This is a genomic window from Nocardioides lacusdianchii (assembly GCF_020102855.1).
In the GTDB taxonomy this organism is placed as follows: domain Bacteria; phylum Actinomycetota; class Actinomycetes; order Propionibacteriales; family Nocardioidaceae; genus Nocardioides; species Nocardioides lacusdianchii.
In genome coordinates this window covers 138,429-161,267 of sequence record NZ_JADHZD010000006.1, presented here as the reverse complement: position 1 = coordinate 161,267, position 22,839 = coordinate 138,429, and the positions used below count along the sequence as shown (strand labels likewise).

Genomic DNA, 22,839 nt, shown 5'->3' with positions numbered 1-22,839 from the left:
GCGGGCAGGCAACGGAATGATGCGTCGTGTTACGGGTGTGTGAACGGATCGGGCCGCGGAGCAGCCTTGTTAGTGTTCGGCCGTGTCCAGACAGCGTCCGTCAAGGTTGGCCGTGATGGCGCACTACGACGTCGCCGGGGAGCTGCGACCGCACGTGCGTGGGCAGGTGGAGGCGCTGGCCGCCTCGGTCGACACCCTGCTGGTCTGCACGACCGCCCAGCTCCAGGACTCCGCCCGCGCCTGGCTGAGCGAGCGCGCGGTGCTGGTGGAGCGGGCCAACTACGGCTACGACTTCTTCAGTTACAAGGTCGGCCTCGACGCCGCCGGCGACCTGACGGCGTACGACGAGGTGGTGGTCTGCAACGACACCTACGTCTTCGCCCTCGACTCCTACGACCGCGTCTTCGAGGAGATGGCGTCGCGGCCGTGTGACTTCTGGGGCCTCACCGGCGCCGAGCGCGTCGCCCCGCACATCCAGTCCTTCTTCATCGCCTTCCGCCCGTGGGTGGTCGACTCGCGCGCCTTCACCGCCTTCTGGGAGGAGATGGAGCCGATCTCCAAGCGCCGCCAGGTGATCCGCCGCTACGAGGTCGGCATGTCGCGGCGCCTCTACGACGCCGGGTTCGTCTCCGACACCTACTTCGTCGAGACGCCCGAGGACCGACGCATCGCCCGCGAGCGGATGCGGTGGTGGGCCGCGCACCGCTCCCACTTCCCCCGGACACGCGCGGAGGTGCGCGAGTGGCGCGAGCGCGCCAACGAGCCGTGGAACCCGGCCCGCAGCCTGGCCGACCGCGTCCTCGACAACGCCCGCCTGCCCTACGTCAAGATCGACACCCTGCGCTACGACCCCTACAACCTCGACGCCGACCGGCTCCTCGAGCTGTGCGAGCGCCGCTTCCCCCAGCGCTTCGAGGGCGTGCGCGAGTTCCTCGAGGAGACCGCCCAGCACTACCCGCTGCGCGACACCGAGCGGCTGCTGCCGACGCCGCTGGCGCTCGAGCCGCTCTTCCCGCGGGTGAGGTACTCGGATGCGCGGTGATCGTCGCCGCGCGGGGCAGGTGAGGTTCGACGACCCCGCGCAGGTCATGGTCGAGGCCGGGCTCGTCGACGTCGACTACGTCGCCGCGCAGCTCGGCACCCCCTTCGACTCACCGGAGGAGGCCGCCCGCGCGGTCGTCGAGGCCGGGGACGTGTCGCCGCACCCGCTCTTCGAGGCGCAGTGGATCGGCCGGCGCCGCTCCTGGCAGCGCCTGGGCCAGCACCCGGCGCTCTGGTACGTCGCCGAGCGCCGACGCCGCAACCGGATCGCCCCCCACCCCCTGGTCGACCCGCGGATCATCTTCGCCGCCCACCCCGAGGCGCGGCACCACCCCTACGGCGCGCTGTCCTACTGGCTGTCGGTGTCCGGACCGGGGACGCCCCTGCCGACGCGCATCCTGCCCAAGCGGGTGTCGTGGGGCACCTACCGGGCCGCCGCCATCGAAGCCGCTGCCGGCTGGCGCGAGGAGGTCGTGGTGCAGCGACCCGAGCTCGTCGGCCCCACGCCCGCCCTCACGCCCGGCGCGGGCTCCTCGCCCGCCGTCACGGTCGTGATGGCCACCCAGGACGCCGGCCCCCTCGTGCACCGCACGGTCGCCTCGCTCCAGGCCCAGACCTTCGCCGACTGGCACCTCGTCGCCGTGGACCGCGGCTCGGTGGACGACACGGCAGCCGTCCTCCACGGCATGGCGGCCTTCGACGACCGCATCACGCTGGTGCGCGAGTCGCGCTGCGGCGAGGCCCGCGCCCTCAACGTCGCCCTCGAGCACGGCACGGCCGACCACGTGGCGTTCCTCCCACTGGGCCGCGAGTGGCTGCCGGACATGCTCGGCGACCTGCTCGCGCACGCCCGGCAGACCGGAGCCGCATGCGTCCTGGCCGGCATCGGCGCCGTGGGCCGCTCGCGCCACGAGCTGCTCGGCGGCCGCCCGGTCGACCTGACCACCGCCCTGCTGCGCCGCGACGCGGTCGCGGACGTGGGCGGCTTCGACGAGTCCCTCGGCGGCGCGGTCGAGCGCGACCTGCTGCTGCGCCTGACGCGCACGAGCGAGCCGGTGGCGGTCGACGTACCCGTGCTGCGTCGGCCCGAGCCGGTCCCGGTCGGGCACGGGGACGACTGGGGATCGGTGGTGCTCGAGCGCCAGCTGGTCGACTGGGAGGCGGCCGCGGCGCGCGAGACCTCCGAGGACCTGGTCAGCCACGTCATGCCGGTGGGTCCCGAGCCGCGACGCACCGTCGAGTGGCTGGGCTCGGTGCCGCGCGAGGGCGCCGAGCTGATCCTCGTCGGGGTCCGGTTGCGCCGCGCCCACCACGTCCTGGCGGCCTCGATCGCCTCGGTCATCGCCGGAGCGCGCTTCGTGTCCGTGCCGGCGGCGGTCTCGATGTCGGCAGCCACCAACGTCGGGCTCGCGCAGGCGACGGGCAGCACGGTGCTGCTGGTCCGGCCCGAGGCGATGCCGCCGCGACAGCCGATCGCCCAGCGCCTGGCCGACGTCCTCCGCGAGGACGACGTCGCGGTGGCCCAGCCCCTGGTCGTGGACCTCGACGGCGTGGTGCTGAGCGCCGGCGCGCGGTTCGGCACGGACAACCCCCACCCCGAGCTCTTCCTCGCGGGCCTGCCCTCCAGCGACGCCGTACGCATCGGGCAGTGCGCCGTCGCCGCCCCCGCCGCCCCCGTGGTGGGGTTGCGCACGAGCACCGTGCTCGCGCTGCGCGGCCTCGACGCGCGCTTCCACTCGGTGCTCGCCGAGACCGACCTCGGCCTGCGGGCCGAGCAGGCCGGGCTCGGTCACGCCGTGGTCGTGCCCGACACCGTCATCACCTCGCGCACGGCGTACGCCGGGGCCGAGGAGCTCATCGGAGCACTGTCGTCGCTGCGCCCGACCGCGCAGGCGGCGCACGACTCGCCCGACCTCGCGACCGAGCTGCTGCTGCGCGCCGGGCTGGAAGTCACCGACGAGCGCCAGCGCCGGGTGTCGGCCGACCCCGAGGACCGCAACGCCCCCGCCGTGCTGGTGCCGCAGCTGGTCGTACGCTCCCTCGACGGCATCCACGAGTCACCGCCGCGGCTGCGCTGGGCCGTCGACATCGCCGCGCCGGCCGCGCCGCGCGGCGACCGCTGGGGCGACACCTACTTCGCCCGCTCGCTCGCCGACGCGCTGGAGCGGCGCGGCCAGCACGTGGCCATCGACCGTCGCGACGCCCGCGAGCGCGACTCCCGCGACCACGACGACGTGCTGCTGGTCCTGCGCGGCCTCGACCGGGTCACGCCGAGGCCGGGGCTGCTCAACGTCGAGTGGATCATCAGCCACCCCGACATGATCGACCCCGACGAGGTCGCGGCCTTCGACCTGGTCTACGCCGCCAGCACCAGCTGGTCGGAGCGGATGACGCGCGCCTGGGGCCCGCGGATCGAGCCGCTGCTCCAGTGCACCGACACCCGCTGGTTCCACCCCGACCGCGCCGAGCCCGACACCGGTCCCGCGCTGCTGTTCGTCGGCAACTCGCGAGGCGTCTACCGCTACGCCGTCCGCAGTGCGCTCGCGATCGGTGCCGACCTCACGCTCCACGGCAACGACTGGACCGAGTTCGTCGAGCGCGAGCAGATCGCGTCGGGCGGCGTGGCCAACGAGGAGGTCGGTGCGCTCTACGCCTCGGCCGGCATCGTGCTCAACGACCACCACCTCGACATGCGTCGCGACAGCTTCGCCTCCAACCGGCTCTTCGACGCCGCGGCCTGCGGCGCCCGGATCCTCAGCGACCGCATCGACGGCCTGGAGGAGACCTTCTCCGGGCTCGTGGTCCCCTTCGACAACGAGCACGAGCTGGCCCGCCTGGTGCAGCCGCCGTACGACGCCTTCCCCGACGACGATGCCCGGCGCCGGATCGCCACCCGGATCATCGCCGAGCACAGCTTCGACAAGCGCGCCGAGACGCTCATCGACGACGCGGTGCGGGCGATCCTCGCCCGCCGCTGACTGGGCACTTCGTTCCGCACACAGGCGCTCACCGGGCACTTCGTTCCGCGCGACACGGCGCCGCCTTGCGGCACGAAGTGCCCGGTCAGCGTCGTGTGGCGCGAGGAAGTGCCCGGTCAGCCGAGGAGGGCGTCGACGAAGGCCGCAGCGTCGAACGGCGCCATGTCGTCGGCACCCTCGCCGAGGCCGACGAGCTTGACCGGCACTCCGAGCTCGCGCTGGACCTGCACCACGATGCCGCCCTTGGCGGAGCCGTCAAGCTTGGTCAGCACGATGCCCGTGACGTCGACGATCTCGCTGAAGACGCGGGCCTGGATGAGGCCGTTCTGGCCGGTGGTCGCGTCGAGGACCAGCAGCACCTCGGTGACGGGCGCCTGCTTCTCGATGACGCGCTTGACCTTGCCGAGCTCGTCCATCAGGCCAGCCTTGTTCTGCAGGCGGCCGGCGGTGTCGACGAGCACCGTGTCGACGCCGTGGTCGACGCCGTGCTTGACCGCGTCGAAGGCGACACTCGCGGGGTCGCCGCCCTCGGGCCCGCGGACCACCTCGACGCCGACGCGCTCGCCCCACGTGGCGAGCTGGTCGACCGCAGCGGCGCGGAACGTGTCGGCCGCGCCCAGCGTGACGGTGAGGTCCTCGGCGACGAGGATGCGCGCGATCTTGCCGACCGTGGTGGTCTTGCCGGCGCCGTTGACGCCGACGACGAGCACCACGCCCGGCTTGCCGTCGGTGCCGGTGACCTGGACGCGACGGTCCATGTCGGTGCCGACGAGCTCGATGAGCTCCTCGCGCAGCACCGCGCGCGGGTCGGGCGCCTGCCCGCCCTCCACGCGGAGCCGCTCACGCAGCCGCTCCACCAGGGCCTGCGTGGGTGCGACGCCGATGTCGGCGGTGAGGAGGGTGTCCTCGATCGCCTCCCAGGTGTCCTCGTCGAGGCGGTCGCGGCTGAGCAGGGCCAGCAGGCCCTTGCCGAGGCCGCCCTGCGAGCGGGAGAGGCGCTGGCGCAGGCGCACGATGCGCGACGCCGTGCCCTCGGGCTTCTCCAGCGCGGGCGCCTCGACCGACGGCTCCGCCGTGTCGACCGCCGGCTCCGGGGGCGCCTCGGTGGCGACCTCGCCCTCGGTCGGCGGCGGCGCGATGACGTCGGTGCCGCCCGCTGGCGGCTCGACGCGACGGCGTCGACCCGCGGTCAGCAGGCCGGCGAGCGTCAGCACGCCGACGACCGCGATGGCGACGATCAGATAGAGCCATTCACCCAGGGCACCCATGGGGCCAATCCAATCAGAGGTGGGCCACGCGCCGAAGTCGGGAGAGCACCGTGGGCTCGTGCGGGGCCGGCACCTGGTCGAGCCGGGCGCGCAGCCCGTCCCGTTCGTCCGCGAGCCGCTCGCCGCGGGCCCGCGCCCGCTCGAGCTGCTCGCGCGTGCGCCCCAGCTCGCCCAGGACCGCGTCGAAGGCCGCCGACAGTCCCGACGTGCCGCACGCCGTCATCGGTGACGCCGCTCCCTCTCCGGGCCGGGCGATCCACACGACCTCGTGCGGCATCAGGTGGAACCACTCGACCGCCGCCTCACCGAGCAGCGCTGGCGGAGTGACCCGCAGGGTCGCCAGCCCGGCCTGCGAGAACCGCTCGTCGACGTCGTCGCCGTACCACCGCACGTGGTCGGCCTGGCCGAAGCGGCGCAGGCACTCCTCCGGCGATGCGGTCGGGTCCTCGTCGGTGGCCACGCCCGTCCTGAGCGGCACCTCGAGCAGCGCGAGCCCGCGCGGACTGAGCACGCGGGCGATCTCGGCCATGGCCGCGCGGTCGTCCGGCACGTGCTCGAGGACGTGGTAGCAGACGAGGAGGTCCACGGATGCGTCGCGCAGCGGCAGCGCGGTCAGGCAGGCGAGCGCGTCGACGTCCCGCTTGTCGTGGCCGAGGTCGAGGCGCACCCGCCTCCGGGCGCCCAGCCGGTCGATCAGTGGCGTGGACTGCCGCGACGGCGCGATCTCCACCACCGTGTCGAGGTCGCGCAGGTCGGGTCCGAGCGCGCCGAGGAGCAGCGACAGGAAGCGGTGCCGCTCCAGGCTCCCGCACCTCGGGCACTTCGCCCCCGGGCGTCCGTTCGGCCCAGGGCGGAACTCCCGGGTCACGCGCGTCCCGCAGGCCGCGCAGTAGGCCCGGTGCTGGTCGTGCCGTGAGCCGGTCACGCCTTGCACGCTAGCCCTCGGCGGCGCCCGTGCGCGGTGCCACGCCGCGGGCGAGGGAGGTCGGGCGCAGCGGCGCACGAGGTGGTCTGGTCCAGCTGCGTGGGGGTGTCCGGGCCGCCTGCCCCGCGCGTCATGAGGTGTGACGATTCATCCGGACGAGAGGAGCACCCGTGTTCACCCGCGACACGCAGCCGCCCCTCGACCTCGAGTCGTTCTGCCACGCCGAGCACCCTCGGCTCGTGCGGCTGCTGAGCCTGCACACCGGCGACGTCGAGACGGCTCGCGACCTCTCGCAGGAGACCCTGGTGAAGGTCTGCGTCCACTGGCGCAAGGTGCGGTCGCTGGAGGTTCCCCAGGCGTGGGTCACCCGCGTCGCGCTGAACCTGGCCACGTCCCACCACCGCCGCTCTGCCGTACGCCGTCGCCACACCGCCGACACCGGCGGCGACACGAGCCCGACGTCCGTGCGCGACGACGAGGGCTGGATGGTGCGCGCAGCCGTCGCATCGCTGCCCGAGCGGCAGCGGACGGCCGTCATCCTGCGCTACTTCGAGGACCTGCCGGTCGACGAGGTGGCCGACCTGATGGGCGTCAGTCCCAGCGCGGTCAAGAAGCTCACCGCGCGTGGGGTGGACCGGTTGCGCGTCCTCCTCGCCATCGAGGACCTGGAGGTCCCCCATGCCTGACCTGGCGGACGTCCTGCGACAGGGCGCCGACGTGACGACCGGCCTTCCGGACATGCAGGCAGCCTGGAGCCGCGCGGTCCGCGTACGACGGCGGCGGCGCCTGGCCGGCAGCGCAGCGGCCGCGGCCGTGGCGGCCGCCGTCGTCGCCGTGGTCGGCGCAGTCGCGGACCTGGGGCCGCCCACGCCCCCGCAACCGGTGATGACGCCGGAGCTCGTCCCGGCCGAGCCCCTGCCGCCCTACCCCGGGCCCCTCCTCGCGGACCGGACGTACGACGCCGCGGTCCTCGGGCTGCCCTACCGGTTCTCCACGACCGACTCCCGGTGGACCCTCGCCGCACGGGAGCCCGGCTGGCTCTCGCTCCACCGGGGCAGCACCCGCCTGAACATCCAGCGGTGGGACGCCGTCTACGACCCGGCCGCGGCACGCCCCGAGGAGGCCGATGCGCTGGAGGTCCCGACCGACCTGGTCGGCTGGCTCACCAGCCACCCCCGGCTCGACGTCCGCTCCCAGCGGACGGTCGTCGTCGCTGGCGAGCAGTGGCGGGTGCTCGAGGTGGGCGTGGGGACGCCCCTGACCACCCCACCGCCCGAGTGCGGCTCCTCGCCCTGTGTCCTGCTCGGCCGCACCGGCATCGAACCCGCTGAGCTCCTCGCCTCCGAGCGAGCACTGATCCACGTGCCCGTCGACGACACGGACCGCACGGTCCTGGTCGTCGCCTACCCCGAGCGTGCCTCGGGACCCGGCGGCGCCGCGAGCGCCCTGATCGCCTCACTCGACGAAAGGCCCCTCCCATGAACATCCACACCCGTGGCGCCGCCACCCTGGCCGCACTCGCGACGGTGCTCTCGCTGGGCGCGTGCGCGGACGACGCAGCCGACGCCACTCCACGAGCGACGCCCACGTCCACGCCGAGCCCGTCCGCGTCCAGCGCGGAGGTCGAGACCCCGACCACCGAGGCGGCAGCACCCCAGCGCAAGACGTTCGAGGTGACGACGCCGAGGCACACCATCCGGACCACGTTGGACGGAGCCGAGCGGTTCCGCGTCGACGCCGCCTACGCCGGACGCCTCCACCTGCTCGGCGTGGCGGGCACCGGCGCCGAGGACGTCCCGTGGGCGGACCTCTTCCTCTACACCCCCACCCAGGTGCACGACCCCGAGACCCAGGAGCTGCGTCCCCGTCCCGACGACGTCGTGGAGTGGCTGAGCTCCAACCCGGGCGTACGGGTCGTGCTGAGGCGCACCTACCGGGTCGACGGTGGGCCGGTGCACGAGGTCAACGTCGAGCGCGACGGATCCATGCTGTTCGCCGGCGACCGCTCGGACGACTCGCCCGGCGCCCTCGAGCGCTACCTCTTCCGGCAGGTCGACGGGACCTGGGTGGTCGGCCAGGCGAGCACCTTCGACGGGGAGCGCGCGCTCGAGCGGCGGGCCGCCCGCGACGACGTCCTGATGGCGCTCGTGCGCAGCGCCCGGTTGGTCCCGCGGGGCTGAGCACGGTCGATCGATGTGGCAGGTCGTGCGACGTCAGCCGCGCGACTCGGAGTCCTCGAGGGTCGGCAGGGAGTCGACGCCCTTGCGCATCGCGTCGCCCAGCTGCGGGACGACCGGCATCTGCTCGCCGCGGTGGGGGTAGGCGACGTAGACGGCCACGGCTGCGGCGACGAGCACGCCGAGGGTCATCATCAGGATGATCGCGAGCACGGGTTCCTCCGAGGTGGTCCGGTCAGGTCGTCCCCAACATGACACACCGCGCGGCGGCTGCTGGCATCGCCGTCCGGCACCGGCGCGTCGGGGTGGTGACCGTCACCCCTCCGGGGGTGCGTCCGGTCGCAGGAGGCGTACGACGGCGTCGCGGACGACGTCCGGGATCGGTGTCACCGGCCGGTCGCCGGCGCCGCGGGAGTTGTCGACGTAGACGTGGACGAAGCGCCCCTCGGCCGCCGCCTGCTCCGAGCTGCCCTGGAACAGGCCGATGCGGTAGACCACCGAGCTCGTCCCCACCCTGTCGACGACCAGCCCCATCTCGATGGGCTCGGGGAAGCCGATCTCGCGGAAGTAGCGGCAGCCCGTCTCGGCCACCACGCCGATCTGCGGCAGCGCGCGGACGTCGACACCGGTGGCGTCGTAGAGGTAGGCGTTGACCGCCGTGTCGAAGAGCTCGTAGTAGGTGGCGTTGTTGAGGTGGCCGTAGGCGTCGTCGTCGCGCCAGCGGGTCGTGGCGGTGCGCCACACGACGTACGACTCGCGCGTGGGCACGCGCCGCTGGCCCTGGTCACCCGTCGTCCCGCTCATGCGCGGCACCCTAGCCAGCGGGTCGTCCCCCGACGTGAGCCGGACGGCGCAACCCCGCGGCGGCGACCTGCTCGCCCCCCACCCACACGTCCGCCACGTCGGGGTCACCGGCCAGGGCGAAGATCTTGCCCAGCGCCTCGGCGGGCGACCCGACATGCCGCAGGCCGATGTCGAGCGCGGTGCCCCCGCGGGGTCGTACGCAGATCGCGTCGAACTGGCGCCCCACCGACAGGTCGCCCACCTGGTCGTCGAGGCCGAGCGCGCGGGCACCGCCGCGGGTGGCGAGCCACAGCAGCTGCGCCGCCGACAGCGCCACGCCCTCGGCGCCCAGCAGCCCCTGCACGAAGCACGCCTGCAGGCCCTCCTTGAACATCGAGAAGCCGGTCCCGGCCCCGACGTCCGAGCCGAGCGCGACGGTGACGCCGTGGGCCAGGTGCCGGCGCATCGGGAACAGCCCCGAGCCCAGGGCGGAGTTCGACGACGGGCAGTGCGCGACGGCGCTGCCGGCCGCCGCGAGCACGGCGAGCTCCGCGTCGCTGGCGTGGACGTTGTGCGCAAGCACCGACCGCGGCCCGAGGAGGCCGTGGCGGTCGTAGGTGTCGACGTAGTGCTCGGCGTTGCGGAACAGGCGCCCGACCTCGGCCACCTCGGCGGGGTTCTCGTTGACGTGGGAGGTGAACCACGCGTCGGGCACCGAGGCCGCGGCCTCCGCGCAGGCGTCGAGCATGGCGTCCGAGGCGGAGTAGGAGAAGCGCGGTGTGACGGCGTAGCGCGCCCGGCCCACACCGTGCCAGCGCGCCGCGAGCATCGCCTGATCGGCCGCCGCGCGGCGCGGGTCGACGAGCAGCGGCTCCGGCAGGCCGCGGTCGGAGACCACGAGGCCGCTGGTGATCCGGAGGCCGTAGCGGGCCGCCTCGGTGAACAAGGCGTCGACGGCGGCCGGGAAGTGCGAGCCGAAGACCAGCGCTGTCGTGGTGCCCGCCGCGACGAGCGAGCCGACGAACTCGGTGGCCACCTCTGCGGCGTAGGCGGGGTCGGCCAGCCGCTGCTCCTCGGGCAGCGCGCAGCGCTCGAGCCACTCCAGCAGCGGCATCCCGAGGGCGCCGATCACCCTCACCTGCGGGTAGTGGACGTGGGTGTCGACCAGGCCGGGCAGCAGCCAGCCGTCGCGCAGGTCGATCACGGCCTCGTGGGGGTGCGCCGCGCGGACGACGCCGAAGTCGTCGCGCTCTGTGATCGTGCCGTCCTCCACCACGATCCCGACGTCCTCGCCGGCCCGGAGGTGAGACGGGTCGCGGGGGTCGCCGACGAACGGGTCCTCCGGCGTGTCGAGCACGCGGGCCCGGAAGAGGGTCACCGCGTGACCGCCGCTCCGGTGAGTCCAAGCACGTCGGCTGCCACGCCGAGGGCGATCACCGCCGGCTCCTTGCCGGGCCCCGGGGTCCCGATCGGGCACCGGACCCGCGCGACGACGTCGGGCGGGTGTCCCTCCTCGCGCAGCGCCTTGGCGAACCTGCGGGCCTTCGCGGCGGAGCCGATGACGCCGATCGAGGCCAGGTGGCCCGGACCGGTGCGCAGCGCCGCGTCGCACACCGCGAGGTCCTCGGCGTGGTCGTGGCTCATCACGAGCAGGTGGGTGCCGGCCGGCACCAGCCCAAGCGCCACCTCGGGCAGGGGCGCATGGTGGAGGTGCACTGCGGCCTCCGCGTCCGCGAGGGCCGGGTGGTCACGTACGGCGTCCACGTGGGCGGCACGCGAGTCGACCAGGTGCAGGTCGATGTCGTGGCGCGAGAGCAGCCGCGCGAGCTCGAGGCCGACGTGGCCGAGGCCGACCACCGCGACCGAGGCCACGACCGGGAGCGGCTCGAGCAGGACCTCGACCTCGCCACCGCAGCACTGCCGGCCGTGGTCGGTGCGGGCCCGCTCGTGGAGGTCGAACCGGCATCGCTCCACCGCCGTCGAGCCGGACGCCAGGAGCTCCCGGGCGCGGTCGAGGACGGTCGCCTCGAGGTTCCCACCGCCGACCGAGCCCCAGGCCCGGTCCGGCCCGACGACCATGCGCGCCCCCGGGTCGCGCGGGGCGTGCCCGCGCACCGCGACGACGGTCACGAGCACCCCGGGCAGCCGCTGCTCGCGCAGGGCCGCGACGGCACGGATCCAGGACATCAGGCCTCCACCGGCGCGGACCGGGAGCCGTCGGAGCCAGGCTCACGGCCGAGCAGGTCGCGCTGCACCTGCTCGGAGCGCGGGTGCAGTGCCGGCTCCTCGGGACCGGGCTGGTCCGGCACGACACCGGTCCCGCCCCGCACCAGGCGGGCGCGGTCGGGGTCGCCGGACCGGGCGTCCTCGACCGCCCAGAAGACGGCCTCCGGTGTCGCGGGAGACGCCAGGTCGACCGAGGTCCCGGCGCCGCCGTCGGGGGCGAAGGCCGCGGCAGCGGACCGCAACGCCTCGCGGACCGCGAACGCGAGCATCACAGGCGGCTCGCCCACGGCCTTGGAGCCGTAGACCGCGCCGTCCTCGTGGGCGTGCTGGAGCAGGGAGACCCGGAAGTCGCCGGGCATCTCGGAGAACGAGGGCAGCTTGTAGGTCGAGGCGGCCTGCGTGGCGAGCCGTCCGCGCTGCGGCCCCGCGGAGGTGTCCCAGCGCAGGTCCTCCAGGGTCAGCCACCCCGCCCCCTGGACGAAGCCGCCCTCGACCTGGCCGAGGTCGACGAGCGGCGAGAGGGAGTCGCCGACGTCGTGGACGATGTCGACGCGCCGGGTCCGGTGGGCTCCGGTGAAGCCGTCGACCTCCACCTCGGCGGCGCAGACGCCGTAGGCGAAGTACTTGAAGGGGTGCCCGCGCATCGCGGTGGAGTCCCAGTGGAGTCCCTCGGTGCGGTAGAAGCCGGCCGCCCAGAGCTGCACGCGCGCGAAGTAGGCCGCCTGGACCAGGTCGCGCCACGGCAGCCCGCGGCCCGCGTCGACCTCCGCCAGGCGGCGCAGGATCTGCTCGCAGGCGTCCTTGACGGCGCCGCCGTTGAGGTCGGCCCCGGCGCTGGCGGCGGTCGCGGAGGTGTTGGGCACCTTGTCGGTGCGGGTGGGGGCCAGGCGCACCAGCTCGAGCGGCACGCCGAGCGCGGTCGCGGCGACCTGGAGCATCTTGGTGTGCAGGCCCTGGCCCATCTCGGTGCCGCCGTGGTTCACCAGCACCGACCCGTCCTTGTAGACGTGGACGAGGGCGCCGCCCTGGTTGAAGGCGGTGAAGTTGAAGGAGATGCCGAACTTCACCGGCGTGAGCGCCAGCGCCCGCTTGGTGTGGGGGTGCGCGGCGTTGAAGGCCGCGACCTCCTCGAGGCGTCGTGCGACGTCGGCCTCGTCGTGGAGCTGCTGCCACGCGGTTGCCAGCCGATCCGCATGCCGGACCGGCTGGCCGTACGGCGTCTCCTGGCCGTCGACGTAGAAGCTGCGGCGACGCACCTCACGCGCGTCGAGCCCGATCAGCGGCGCACACCGTCCGATGACGTCCTCGACGACCAGCATCCCCTGCGGACCGCCGAAGCCACGGAACGCGGTCTGGGAGGTCTTGTGGGTGTGGGCCACCCGGCCGTGGAGGCGTACGTGCGGCAGCCAGTAGGCGTTGTCGACGTGGCACAGCGCCCGGGCCAGGACCGGCTCGGACAGGTCGAGGCTCCACCCGCCGTCGGAGGTGAGGGTGGCGTCGAGGGCGAGCAATCGGCCCTCGGCGTCGAAGCCCGCACGCCACTCGGCGTGGAAGCCGTGGCGCTTGCCGGTCATCGTCACGTCCTGCTGCCGGGTGAGCCGGAGCCGCACGGGACGCCCGGTCAGCACGGCGCCGAGGGCGGCGACGGCGGCGTAGCCGTGCGGCTGCATCTCCTTGCCACCGAACCCGCCGCCCATCCGCAGGCACTGGACGGTGACCTCGTGGCTGCGCAGCCCCAGGACGTGGGCGACGATCTCCTGGGTCTCGGTCGGGTGCTGGGTGCTGCACTGGACGAACACCTGCCCGGCCTCGTCGACGACGGCCAGCGAGGCGTGCGTCTCGAGGTAGAAGTGCTCCTGCCCCGCCATCTCGGTGACACCGCTGAACACGTGGGCCGCCTCCGCGAAGCCACGCTCGACGTCACCGCGCTCCACCGTGGGCCGGCCTCCCTGGTAGGAGCCCGCCTCGATCGCCTCGGCGAGGGTCAGCACCGCGGGCAGCGGGTCGTAGTCGACCACCACCGCGGCCGCGCCGAGCCGCGCCGCCTCCAGGGTCTCCCCCAGCACCCAGGCCACGGCCTGGCCGTGGAACATCACGATGTCGGGGAACAGGGGTTCGTCGTGCTTGACGCCCGAGTCGTTGGTGCCGGGGACGTCGGCGGCGGTGAGCACGCGCTCCACACCGGGCACGGCCAGGGCCGGGGCTGCGTCGAGGCGGAGCACCCGCGCGTGCGCGTGCGGTGCGGGCACGGGGTGGGCGTGGAGCACGTCGGAGCGCGTCGCCACGAGGTCGTCCGTGTAGAGCGCGTGGCCCGTGACGTGCAGGCCGGCGCTCTCGTGCGGCAGGGCCCGGCCCACGACGACGCCCTCGTCGGGACGGCGGGACAGCTCGCTCATCGGCCTGCTCCCCCGCCCGCGGTGGTGGGCCCTGGCTCCTGCGACTCCGCCCACAGGCGACGCAGGGCGTTGCCGAGCATGGCGCTGCGGTAGTCGGCGCTGGCGCGCTGGTCGCTGAGCGGCGTTCCCTCGCCGCGCAGCACGCCGGCAGCGTGCGCGACGGTCTCCTCGGTCCAGGGACGGCCCTCGAGCGCCTGCTCGGTCGCCAGCGCGCGCAGCGGCACTGCGGCCACGCCGCCGAGACCGATCCGGGCACGGCGTACGACGGGCGCGCCGTCGTCGTCCGCGCCGAGGTCGAGGGCGAAGGCCACCGCGACCGAGGAGATGTCGTCGAAGCGTCGCTTGGCGACCTTGTGGAACGCCGTCAGCGACGCGGTGGGCAGCGGCACCCGGACGGCGCGGATCAGCTCACCGGGTCGGCGTACGGTCTCGCGGTAGCCGGTGAAGTAGTCGGCTAGCGGCACCTCCCGCTCGCCGTCGGCGTGCGTCAGCACGAGGGAGGCGTCCAGAGCGAGCAGGACGGGCGCGGCGTCGCCGATGGGCGAGGCGGTGCCGAGGTTGCCGCCGAGCGTCGCGGCGTTGCGGATCAGCCGGGACGCGAACTGCGGCACGAGCGCGTCGAGCAGCGGGACCCGGCCGGCCAGTCGCTCCTCGACCTCGGTGAGGGTGAGCGCGGCTCCGATCTCGACGGCGTGGTCGGTGACCTCGAGCCCGCGCAGCTCGGCCAGCCGGTCGATGCCGACGACCAGGCGGTCGCGGCGGCCCCGCAGGTTCACCTCGACGCCGTGGTCGGTCGCCCCGGCCACCGGGACGGCCGTGGGGTCGCCAGCGAGCAGGTCGAGGACCTCGCTGAGCGAGGCGGGTCGCACGTAGCGGCCGCTGTCGTCGGAGGCGTCGGTGACGACCGGTCCGGGGGCCGGTGCCGCGCAGCGTTCGGCGAGCGGGTCGCCCGGTGACGGCTCCCCGAGGGCGTACGCCGCGTCGCGGATCGGGCGGTAGCCGGTGCAGCGGCACAGGTTGCCCGAGAGGGCGTGCAGGTCGAAGCCGTTGGGTCCGTGCTCCTCCTGCGGCTCGTGCCCCTCGTCGACCGGCGTGCGGTCGGCCCGGTAGAACTCCGCGGCCATGCTGCACACGAACCCGGGCGTGCAGTAGCCGCACTGCGACCCTCCTCGCTCGGCCATCTCGCGCTGCACGGGGTGCAGCGCCGCCGGTGACCCCAGGCCCTCGGCCGTGACGACCTCCTGGCCGGCCAGCGCGACGCTCGCCGGCAGGCAGGAGTTGACGGCGGTCCAGGTCGCACCGTCACCGTCGGCGGTGGGGCGGGAGACGAGGACGGCGCACGCACCGCACTCCCCCTCGGCGCACCCCTCCTTGGCACCCGTCAGCCCCAGGCCGCGCAGGTAGTCGAGCAGGTTGACGTGCGGCCGGGCGGGCAGCTCGCGCTGCCGGCCGTTCACGTGCATCTCCATCGTCACAGGCTAGGTGCTCCTTGGGCAGGACCCGGGTGGCCGGGACGGGGTGCGGGCGGGTGGTCGTGCGGGTGGTTGTGCGGGTGGTCGTGCGGCCGGCTCACTCGACCTCCCGCAGGTCCTGGTAGGCCCGGCTGATCCGGGCCGTGCGCTCGGAGCCGGCGCGGCCGACGCGGCGCAGGACACCGTCGGCGAGGACGCTGACCAGGCTCATCGCCGCGGCGTAGGAGTCGAAGGCCAGTCCGCTGTGCACAGGGCACTCCAGGAAGACCGTCGCGGCGGATGCGTGCCCGGTGGCGGTCGGGTCGGCGACGAGGACGACCCCGGCACCCGTCGCACCCGCCTGCTCCAGCAGCAGGGAGAACCCGCGCGGCCGGCGCCGGAACCCCATGAGCACCACGACGTCGCGCGGCCCGAGGTCGGCGAGGTCCTCGCCGACCACCTGGCCGGGGAGGGGGGCGAGGCGCACGTCGGGGCGGACCTGCGCGAGCTGCTGCCGCAGGTGGAGCGCGACGACGTGGCCGTTGCGCCAGCCGACGACGAGCACCCGGTCGGCATCGGCGAGCAGCTCGACCGCGCGGGCGATGGAGGGCTGGCCGAGCGCGACGGCGATCGCCGAGGCGTCCGACTCAGCCTGCTCCGCCGGGGTGCCACCTTCGTCGACGCGGCGCGGCTCCCCCGCCGAGCGCAGCGAGCGCAGGTGGTCGCGCACCTCGTCGAAGCCCGCGAAGCCGAGGCTGCGGAAGAGCCGGCTCATCGTCGCCTTGGACACACCGGCCATGTCGGCGAGCTCCGAGGCGCGGTAGGTCGCGAGGTCGTCCAGGTGCTCGAGCAGCGTCGCGGCGGCGCGCTGTTCCTGCGGGGACAGGTGCGCGTGGTGCCGGGCGATCCGCTCGTCGATGCGCGGACCGGCCGGGAGCTCGACCTCGGTCGCGCTCACGTCCGGTCCTCCACCGCGGCGGCCACCTCGAGGACCGCGCGCTCGAGGGCGTGGAGGCCGGCCTCCACGTCCACCGCACGGACGTCCTCGTCGGGGTGGTGGCTGATGCCGTCGGCGCACCGCACGAGGAGCATGCCGATGTCGGCCACCGATGCCATGACCATCGCGTCGTGGCCGGCGCGGCTCCAGAGGTCCATCGGTGCGTCGTCGCCGGTGGCGCGGATGCCGGCGGTGACGGCCTCCTGCAGCCAGGGCGCGCAGGGGGCGGAGTCGGCACGGTGGGCCTCCACCACGTCGAGCTCGAGGTTGCGACGCCCGCAGATCTCGCCCAGCACCCGCTCGAGCTCGGCCCAGGTGGCGTCGCGCTCGGCGTCGGCCTCGGCGCGAAGGTCGAGGCTGATCACCGCTCGACCGGGGATGACGTTGACCGCTCCGGGCGACACCTCGATCCGCCCGACGGTCGCGATGCAGTCGCGCTCCCGGGCGATCCGCTCGATCGCCACGATCGCCTCGGACGCGCCCACCAGCGCGTCGCGACGCCGGGGGTACGGCGTACCGCCGGCGTGCCGGGCCTCGCCGGTGAAGACCAGCCGGAAGCGTCGCGCGCCCGCGATCGAGGTGACGTTGCCCAGGGAGGCGCCCGCGGCCTCGAGGTAGGGGCCCTGCTCGATGTGCGCCTCGAGGTAGCCGACCATGCTGGCGGGGTCGCGGGCCGCGTCACCCACGGCGCGCGGGTCGAGCCCGAAGTCGAGGAAGGCCTGGTGCAGCGTGATGCCGTCGCGGTCGCGCAGGTCCCAGTCGGCCTCGTCCCACAGCCCCGCGACGGCCTTGCTCCCGAGCAGGGCGGAGCCGAACCGCGTCCCCTCCTCGTCGCTGAACGCCACCACCTCCAGCGCGAACGGCAACCCGTCGCCCCGGTCGCCCAGCCGCTCGAGCACCTCGACGGCCATGAGGACGCCGAGCATGCCGTCGAAGCTGCCGGCGTCGGGGACGGTGTCGACGTGCGACCCGAGCACGAGCGCCGGGAGGCCAGGCCGACGGCCCTCGCGGCGGCCCCACTGGTTGCCGGCGGCGTCCTGCCAGGTGGAGGTGGCACCGGCCGCCCGCAGCCACTCGGCCACGGCCTGGTTGGCCCGGGCGTGCTCGGGAGTGAGGTGGGTGCGCTCCAGGACTCCGGGCCGGGCACTGACCAGCTCGAGGTCGGCGCAGCGCTCGAGCACCCGCGCGGCGCCGGCTGGGTCGCTCATCCGGCGTACACCTCGTGCGCGGCACCCGTGCCGCCGCCGGCGGTGATCGCCGCACCGGCCTGGCGGAGCACCTGCTCGAGGACGGCCAGCGTGGTGAGCACCGCGTCGCGCCGCGCATTCCAGCCCATGGTGCCGATGCGCCACACCCGTCCGTGCAGCGGACCGAACGAGGTACCGATCTCGATGCCGTAGTCGGTGAGCATGCCGGCGCGCACGGCGTCACCGTCAACGCCGTCGGGGATCTCCACCGCCACCACGTTGTGCATCTTGTGGGCCTGGTCGCCGAAGACGGTGAGCCCCAGGCCCTGCACGCCGGCGAGCATCGCCGCGCCGTGGAGGCGGTGCCGCTCGACCGACTGCTCGAGCCCCTCGTCGAGGAGGACGCGGGCGCACTCCCGCGCGCCGTAGAGCATCGTGGTGGCCTCGGTGTGGTGGTTGAGTCGGCGCGGGCCCCAGTAGTCGATGAGCATCGCGAGGTCGAGGTAGTTGCTGGCGATGCGCGTGCCGCGCGCGGTGTCACCGTCCTCGCGGATGCCGGCCTCGACGTGGCGGCGCCCCTGGACGAGCTCCACGGCACGCGGCGACATGGTGATGGGAGCGCTGCCCGACGGGCCGCCGAGGCACTTCTGCAGGCCTGCGGTGACGACGTCCAGGCCCCACGCGTCGGTCGCCAGCTCGTTGCCACCGAGGCTGGCGGTGGCGTCGCAGTAGACGATCACGTCGTGACCGGCCAGGGCCTCGGCCAGGCCCGCGAGCGGCTGGTTCATCGTGGTGGAGGTGTCACCCTGGACGAGGGCGAGGACCTTGGGCCGGACACGGGCGACCGCGGACGTGATCTCCTCGACGTCGAACACCTCGCCCCAGGGGCGCTCGATGGTGTGCACCTCGGCGCCGCACCGCTCCCCGATCTCGCGGAGCAGGTGTCCGAAGCGGCCGAAGACCGGGACGAGCAGGCGGTCGCCGGGCTCGAGGAGGCTCACCAGCGCGGCCTCGATGCCGGCGCGCGACGTGCCGTCGACGAGGAAGGTCTGCTCGTTGGCGGTGCGGAAGACCTGGCGGTAGAGCTCCATCGTGTCGTTCATCCAGCCCGTCATCGCCGGGTCGAACTGCCCGACGAGCTGCTGCGACATCGCCTGGAGCACCCGGGGATGGGCGGTGATCGGGCCCGGCCCCATCAGGAGGCGGGGCGGCGGCACGAGCGGCGGGGACGACGTCATTCCCGCATGCTACTGAAACATCTGTTTCAACAGCGTTTCATCCGCGTCACGCTTCATGCGCCGGGACGCACGATCAGCCGTCCGATCCGCTGTCCATGGTCGTCGCGGTCGAGCAGCTCGCCGCGCAGGACGGTCGTCGTGACCGCCCCGGCCAGCGACCGGCCGTCGTAGGCCGAGATCGGGTTGCGGTGCGCCAGCCTCGACACGTCGACGTCGGTGGTCGCCGCCTCGTCCAGCACCACGAGGTCGGCATCGGCCCCGGCCTCGATCCGGCCCTTGGCTGCCAGACCGACCAGGTCGGCGGTCGCGCGCGACATCCAGCGGCTCACCACCTCCGGTCCGATCCCGCGACGGCGCGCCTCGTCCACCACGGCCGTGAAACCGACCTGGAGCCCGGCGATGCCGCCCCACGCCTGCTGCAGGTCGCCGTCACCGCGCCCCTTCTCCGCCGCGGTGGCCGGCGAGTGGTCGGTGACGACCATGTCGACGACACCCTCGAGGAGGCCCTGCCACAACGCCTCGCGGTTGCCCGCGTCGCGGATCGGCGGACAGCACTTGAACTCCGGTGCGGCGTCGGGGACCGACGCTGCGTCGAAGCAGAGGTAGTGCGGGCAGGTCTCGACGGTGACGGCCAGACCCTCCGCCCGCGCGTCGGCGAGCAGGTCGAGCACACGTGCGCTCGAGAGGTGGAGCACGTGCACCCGGGCGCCGCTCTCCCGCGCTCCCTCGATGACCCGCGTGACGGCCTCGGTCTCGGCCCGGTCGGGACGCGACAGCAGGAAGTCGGCGTACGCCCGGCTCGGCGGGTGCGGGGCTGCGTCCAGCACGTCGGGGTCCTCGGCGTGCACCACCATCAGCGCGCCGAGGTCGGCGACCCGGGCCAGGGCTGCGCGGAAGCCGGCCGGGTCGAGCGGGGGGAACTCGTCCACGCCGGAGGGCGACAGGAAGCACTTGAAGCCGAAGACGCCGGCCTCCCACAGCGGCTCGAGCTCGTCGAGGTTGCCGGGCACCGCGCCACCCCACAGCCCGACATCGACGGCGAGCTGGGAGTTTGCGGCCGCGCGCTTGGCGGCCAGGCCCGCGAGCGTCGTGGTGGGCGGCACGGAGTTCAGCGGCATGTCGACCAGGGTGGTGACCCCGCCCAGGGCGGCGGCACGGGTGGCGGTCGCGAAGCCCTCCCACTCGGTGCGGCCCGGCTCGTTCACGTGCACGTGGGTGTCGACGACACCGGGCAGCACGATCGACGACGCTCCGACCCGCAGCACCTCGCCCGCCACGGGGTGGTCGACGGGCGCCACCGAGCGCACCCTGCCGTCCGCGAGCAGCAGCGTCGCGGGGCGTACGTCGTCGCCGACCAGCACCCGATCGGCGACCACGGCGTCCAGTCGCATCAGCAGAACCCGGTGACCGACGCCCACGCGGCCGGCGCGGGCGGCTGGCCCTCGCGGGTCACGCTGGCCTCGATCAGCCCGTAGGGCCGGTCGGCGGCGAAGAAGACCTCGCCGGGGTTGTCGAGGCCGAAGGGCGCGAGGTCGACCAGGAAGTGGTGCTTGTTGGGGCACGAGATGCGGATCTCGACGATCTCCGGGTGGGCCTCCAGCACGGCCCGACCCATCGCGTGCACCGTCTGCTGGAGCCCGAGCGAGCGCACCTCGGCGAAGGTGGCGAGCAGCAGCGCCTCGACCGAGGCGTGGAGGGCGTCGTGGTCGCGTGCGGGGTCGGCGTCGGCGTAGCGCCACCACGCGGTCACCGACGTCGCGAGCACCCGGTCGTCGGTGTCGGCGAGGGTGGTGAAGCGGTCGCGCGGGAACCCGTGGAACTCCGAGCCGGTGCTCTTGAGCACCGTGCAGTCCCGGAGCCCGGCGAGCACCGTGGTGCCGGCCTCGTCGACGTGGACCAGTGCCGTACGTGTGGAGCGACCGCTGCGGACGAAGGCGTGGTCGTGCGGGCCGTCGCCGGTCACGATGCGGTCCCACGCGTACTGCTCGGCCGACCAGCGACCACCGGTCACCCAGTCGAAGTGACCGGTGAAGTGCGCGGCCAGGCGCAACAGGAACGACTCGGGACTCCCCACCCCGTGCTCGCGGGCGAACGCGTAGACGGTGTTCTTCTGGGTGTCGGTGGCCACCACCCGGGAGTTGTCGCCGTCGGTGTGCGCAGACCCGAAGTCGCCGCGCAGCTGGCTGGTGACGTTGAGGTCGGCGACGGTGTGCACGGGGGTGTCACGGGTGACGCGCACCAGCCGGCACTCGGCCTTGCCGTACTGGTTGTCCCCCAGGACGATCCGCTGCTCGCTCAACTCAGCTCCCTCGGTAGGTCGTGTAGGCGAACGGCGCCAACAGCACCGCCACGTGGTGGTGCTCCCCCGGTGACACGTCGAAGGCGACGACGACCTCGGGGTAGAAGGTGTCGAGGTCCTGCGCGGCGAAGTAGGCGCCGGAGTCCACGACCAGCGTGTGCCGGCCCGGCGCGACCTGGCCCTCGAACCGCACCCGGCCGTCGTCGTCGGCCCGGGTGTCGGCGACGGTCGCGCCGTCGGCGTCGAGCAGCCGCAGGCCGATGCCGGCGGCGGGCCTGCCGCGCGCGGAGTCGAGCACGTGGGTCGAGCAGGTGCTGGTCATGGGCGGATGCTACGTCCCGGTCCGGGCCGTCGCGGCGAGCCGCGTCGCGAGGGCCAGCAGGGCGCGGTCGCTCCCGGCGGGTCCGACGAGGCTGACCCCGCACGGAAGGCCGTCGGCCGCCGTCAGCGGCAGGGTCACCGCAGGCAGCCCGGCGACGCCCGCGACGCAGGTGAGGGCGAGGGTCGCCTCGCGCACCGGGGCGAGGTCGGCGCCCAGGCGGGGCGCGGTGGTGGGCGCCGCCGGCAGCACCAGCACCCGGTCACCGAGGACCTCCCGCAGCAGCGCACGCGCGGAGGCCACGACGGCGCGGGCACGGTCCGCCTCAGCCGAGGTGGTGCGGGCGGCGCGCTCGAAGCGCGCGCGGACGTCCGGGCCGAGGTCGGCTGCGTGCGCGGCTGCCCACTCGCCGTGCTCGCGGACCGCCTCCCATCCCTGGAGGGTGCTGAAGGCCGCGCGCCACTCCTCGACCGGACCGAGCGGGCCGTCGAGCCGCCGGACGCCCCGGGCGGCCGCCCAGGAGCCGACCGCCTGCGCCACCTCGGGCGCAGCGAGCGCGGTGAGGCCCGCGTCGTGCACCAGGTCCGGCTCAGGGGCCAGGTCCGCGGTGTCGGCGGGCAGCAGCACGTCGCCGACCGCGGCGAGCAGCCCCGGGTCCCGCGTGAGCCACCCCACGGTGTCGAAGCTCGGGGCGAGAGGGAGGACGCCCTGGGCCGACACCGCGCCGTGGGTGGGCCGGTGCCCGGCCAGGCCCTGGTAGGCCGCCGGGACGCGGATGGATCCCCCGGTGTCGGTGGCGAGGCCGATGTCGGCGTGCCCGAGCGAGACGGCGCTGGCCGGCCCCGAGCTGGAGCCGCCGCTGATCCGGTGCGGCGCCCGCGGGTTGGGCGGGGTGCCGGTGTGGACGTTGGTGCCCGCCAGGCTCCAGGCGAGCTCGTCGGTGCGGGCGATGCCGGCCACGTCGGCGCCCGCGGCCAGGAGCGCGGCGACGACGGGCGCGTGGGCGGCCTCGGGTCCGGCACCCGCGAGCCAGGCGGGGTTGCCGGCACCGATGCGGTGGCCGGCGACGGCCACGAGGTCCTTGACCGCGACCCGGAGCCCGTCGAGCGGACCGGAGGCCGTCGCCGGCACCAGCGGGTCGCCGACCACGCGCCACACGCGCCGGTCCAGGGCCGGCGTGGGACCCGAGACGTGTGCGGCGACCACCTGCCAGCCGGCCGCGCCCCGCACCCACAGCTGGGTCTGCTGCCCGCGGCCGCCCCGCTCGGGCTCGGTCACCGCGACGACCAGGGCGTGGTCGTCGTCGATCGTGCGCACGTGGGTGGCGACGATGCGCCGCGCCGGAGCGCCGCCTCGCACCGCACGGAACGCGGCGATGGCGTCGTGGCCCACCAGCAGGCCCTCGGCGTCGCCGCGCAGCGTGGCCGGCCCGGGCGCGAAGAGGCGGTCGAGCTCGGCGACGTCGTCGGTCATCAACGCGCGCTCGTAGGCCCAGAAGGCCTCCATCAGGGCGGTGGTCACGGACGGGACCCTAGACCGCTCCTGTTACGCGCG

General features: G+C 74.5%; 20 protein-coding genes. 5 read left to right on the top strand and 15 right to left on the bottom strand.

What is annotated here, in order from left to right:
* The first annotated feature begins 115 nt into the window (after positions 1-115).
* Together IRX98_RS11070 and IRX98_RS11065 are read left to right on the top strand one after the other, a co-directional pair.
* The gene (locus IRX98_RS11070) at positions 116-1,042 is read left to right on the top strand and encodes a rhamnan synthesis F family protein (protein ID WP_224276688.1); all 927 of its coding nucleotides are present in this window, start codon (positions 116-118) and stop codon (positions 1,040-1,042) included.
* Positions 1,032-4,019 carry a glycosyltransferase family protein gene (locus tag IRX98_RS11065; protein ID WP_224276686.1) on the top strand — a complete coding sequence of 996 codons (2,988 nt, stop codon included), beginning with the start codon at positions 1,032-1,034 and terminating at the stop codon, positions 4,017-4,019. The genes IRX98_RS11070 and IRX98_RS11065 overlap by 11 nt, the downstream gene beginning before the upstream one ends.
* Before the next feature lie 116 nt (positions 4,020-4,135).
* Here IRX98_RS11065 and ftsY read toward each other — a convergent pair whose 3' ends face one another.
* Together ftsY and IRX98_RS22635 are read right to left on the bottom strand one after the other, a co-directional pair.
* The gene (gene ftsY / locus IRX98_RS11060; RefSeq protein WP_224276684.1) at positions 4,136-5,287 is read right to left on the bottom strand and encodes a signal recognition particle-docking protein FtsY; all 1,152 of its coding nucleotides are present in this window, start codon (positions 5,285-5,287) and stop codon (positions 4,136-4,138) included.
* A 13-nt stretch (positions 5,288-5,300) separates the two neighbouring features.
* Complete coding sequence (locus tag IRX98_RS22635; protein ID WP_224276682.1) at positions 5,301-6,212, bottom strand: class I SAM-dependent methyltransferase; 912 nt, start codon at positions 6,210-6,212, stop codon at positions 5,301-5,303.
* A 170-nt stretch (positions 6,213-6,382) separates the two neighbouring features.
* Here IRX98_RS22635 and IRX98_RS11050 point away from each other — a divergent pair, with 170 nt between their 5' ends.
* Genes IRX98_RS11050 through IRX98_RS11040 form a run of 3 tightly spaced genes read left to right on the top strand, consistent with a single transcriptional unit; the run spans position 6,383 to position 8,392 of the window.
* Positions 6,383-6,898: an RNA polymerase sigma factor gene (locus tag IRX98_RS11050; protein WP_224276680.1), complete on the top strand. Its 516-nt coding sequence runs from the start codon at positions 6,383-6,385 to the stop codon at positions 6,896-6,898.
* Positions 6,891-7,694 (top strand): hypothetical protein, encoded by an 804-nt coding sequence (locus tag IRX98_RS11045; protein WP_224276678.1) that lies wholly within the window; start codon positions 6,891-6,893, stop codon positions 7,692-7,694. Before IRX98_RS11050 ends, IRX98_RS11045 begins: the two co-directional genes overlap by 8 nt.
* Positions 7,691-8,392, top strand: coding sequence for a hypothetical protein (locus IRX98_RS11040; RefSeq protein WP_224276675.1), 702 nt, complete (start codon positions 7,691-7,693; stop codon positions 8,390-8,392). The genes IRX98_RS11045 and IRX98_RS11040 overlap by 4 nt, the downstream gene beginning before the upstream one ends.
* 33 nt (positions 8,393-8,425) lie before the next feature.
* On the opposite strand, the gene IRX98_RS11035 is transcribed toward IRX98_RS11040, so the two are convergent.
* The 13 genes from IRX98_RS11035 to IRX98_RS23455 form a co-directional block, all read right to left on the bottom strand.
* Positions 8,426-8,602, bottom strand: coding sequence for a hypothetical protein (locus IRX98_RS11035; protein WP_224276673.1), 177 nt, complete (start codon positions 8,600-8,602; stop codon positions 8,426-8,428).
* Positions 8,603-8,704: 102 nt separating this feature from the next.
* Positions 8,705-9,193, bottom strand: coding sequence for an acyl-CoA thioesterase (locus tag IRX98_RS11030; RefSeq protein WP_224276671.1), 489 nt, complete (start codon positions 9,191-9,193; stop codon positions 8,705-8,707).
* A gap of 10 nt (positions 9,194-9,203) precedes the next feature.
* On the bottom strand, positions 9,204-10,550 hold the full coding sequence (guaD, locus tag IRX98_RS11025; RefSeq protein WP_224276669.1) for a guanine deaminase: 1,347 nt from the start codon (positions 10,548-10,550) through the stop codon (positions 9,204-9,206).
* Complete coding sequence (gene xdhC, locus IRX98_RS11020) at positions 10,547-11,359, bottom strand: xanthine dehydrogenase accessory protein XdhC (RefSeq protein ID WP_224276667.1); 813 nt, start codon at positions 11,357-11,359, stop codon at positions 10,547-10,549. The genes guaD and xdhC overlap by 4 nt, the downstream gene beginning before the upstream one ends.
* Positions 11,359-13,794: a xanthine dehydrogenase molybdopterin binding subunit gene (locus IRX98_RS11015; RefSeq protein ID WP_224276665.1), complete on the bottom strand. Its 2,436-nt coding sequence runs from the start codon at positions 13,792-13,794 to the stop codon at positions 11,359-11,361. The genes xdhC and IRX98_RS11015 overlap by 1 nt, the downstream gene beginning before the upstream one ends.
* Positions 13,791-15,263: a xanthine dehydrogenase small subunit gene (locus IRX98_RS11010; protein ID WP_224276663.1), complete on the bottom strand. Its 1,473-nt coding sequence runs from the start codon at positions 15,261-15,263 to the stop codon at positions 13,791-13,793. The genes IRX98_RS11015 and IRX98_RS11010 overlap by 4 nt, the downstream gene beginning before the upstream one ends.
* Positions 15,264-15,363: 100 nt before the next feature.
* Entirely contained in the window at positions 15,364-16,203 is an 840-nt protein-coding gene (locus IRX98_RS11005; protein WP_224276661.1) for a MurR/RpiR family transcriptional regulator, read from the bottom strand.
* Positions 16,200-17,450: an allantoate amidohydrolase gene (locus IRX98_RS11000; protein ID WP_224276660.1), complete on the bottom strand. Its 1,251-nt coding sequence runs from the start codon at positions 17,448-17,450 to the stop codon at positions 16,200-16,202. The genes IRX98_RS11005 and IRX98_RS11000 overlap by 4 nt, the downstream gene beginning before the upstream one ends.
* Positions 17,447-18,667 (bottom strand): pyridoxal-phosphate-dependent aminotransferase family protein, encoded by a 1,221-nt coding sequence (locus tag IRX98_RS10995; protein WP_224276658.1) that lies wholly within the window; start codon positions 18,665-18,667, stop codon positions 17,447-17,449. Before IRX98_RS10995 ends, IRX98_RS11000 begins: the two co-directional genes overlap by 4 nt.
* Positions 18,668-18,720: 53 nt before the next feature.
* The gene (allB, locus tag IRX98_RS10990; RefSeq protein WP_224276656.1) at positions 18,721-20,058 is read right to left on the bottom strand and encodes an allantoinase AllB; all 1,338 of its coding nucleotides are present in this window, start codon (positions 20,056-20,058) and stop codon (positions 18,721-18,723) included.
* A complete protein-coding gene (gene pucL, locus IRX98_RS10985) occupies positions 20,058-20,966 on the bottom strand; it encodes a factor-independent urate hydroxylase (RefSeq protein ID WP_224276654.1) in 909 nt (302 codons plus the stop codon). Before pucL ends, allB begins: the two co-directional genes overlap by 1 nt.
* Position 20,967: 1 nt before the next feature.
* Positions 20,968-21,288 carry a hydroxyisourate hydrolase gene (gene uraH / locus IRX98_RS10980; protein ID WP_224276652.1) on the bottom strand — a complete coding sequence of 107 codons (321 nt, stop codon included), beginning with the start codon at positions 21,286-21,288 and terminating at the stop codon, positions 20,968-20,970.
* A gap of 9 nt (positions 21,289-21,297) precedes the next feature.
* A complete protein-coding gene (locus tag IRX98_RS23455) occupies positions 21,298-22,806 on the bottom strand; it encodes an AtzH-like domain-containing protein (RefSeq protein WP_224276649.1) in 1,509 nt (502 codons plus the stop codon).
* Between the last annotated feature and the right edge of the window lie 33 nt (positions 22,807-22,839).

Excerpts from the sequence above, each read along its gene's own strand:
- allB (WP_224276656.1), bottom strand. The coding sequence starts at position 20,058 with ATGCGACTGGACGCCGTGGTCGCCGATCGGGTGCTGGTCGGCGACGAC.
- IRX98_RS11065 (WP_224276686.1), top strand. The coding sequence starts at position 1,032 with ATGCGCGGTGATCGTCGCCGCGCGGGGCAGGTGAGGTTCGACGACCCC.
- IRX98_RS11010 (WP_224276663.1), bottom strand. The coding sequence starts at position 15,263 with ATGGAGATGCACGTGAACGGCCGGCAGCGCGAGCTGCCCGCCCGGCCG.
- IRX98_RS11040 (WP_224276675.1), top strand. The coding sequence starts at position 7,691 with ATGAACATCCACACCCGTGGCGCCGCCACCCTGGCCGCACTCGCGACG.
- uraH (WP_224276652.1), bottom strand. The coding sequence starts at position 21,288 with ATGACCAGCACCTGCTCGACCCACGTGCTCGACTCCGCGCGCGGCAGG.
- IRX98_RS10995 (WP_224276658.1), bottom strand. The coding sequence starts at position 18,667 with ATGACGTCGTCCCCGCCGCTCGTGCCGCCGCCCCGCCTCCTGATGGGG.
- IRX98_RS11015 (WP_224276665.1), bottom strand. The coding sequence starts at position 13,794 with ATGAGCGAGCTGTCCCGCCGTCCCGACGAGGGCGTCGTCGTGGGCCGG.
- xdhC (WP_224276667.1), bottom strand. The coding sequence starts at position 11,359 with ATGTCCTGGATCCGTGCCGTCGCGGCCCTGCGCGAGCAGCGGCTGCCC.
- IRX98_RS11030 (WP_224276671.1), bottom strand. The coding sequence starts at position 9,193 with ATGAGCGGGACGACGGGTGACCAGGGCCAGCGGCGCGTGCCCACGCGC.
- IRX98_RS11070 (WP_224276688.1), top strand. The coding sequence starts at position 116 with ATGGCGCACTACGACGTCGCCGGGGAGCTGCGACCGCACGTGCGTGGG.
- ftsY (WP_224276684.1), bottom strand. The coding sequence starts at position 5,287 with ATGGGTGCCCTGGGTGAATGGCTCTATCTGATCGTCGCCATCGCGGTC.
- IRX98_RS11000 (WP_224276660.1), bottom strand. The coding sequence starts at position 17,450 with ATGAGCGACCCAGCCGGCGCCGCGCGGGTGCTCGAGCGCTGCGCCGAC.
- IRX98_RS11045 (WP_224276678.1), top strand. The coding sequence starts at position 6,891 with ATGCCTGACCTGGCGGACGTCCTGCGACAGGGCGCCGACGTGACGACC.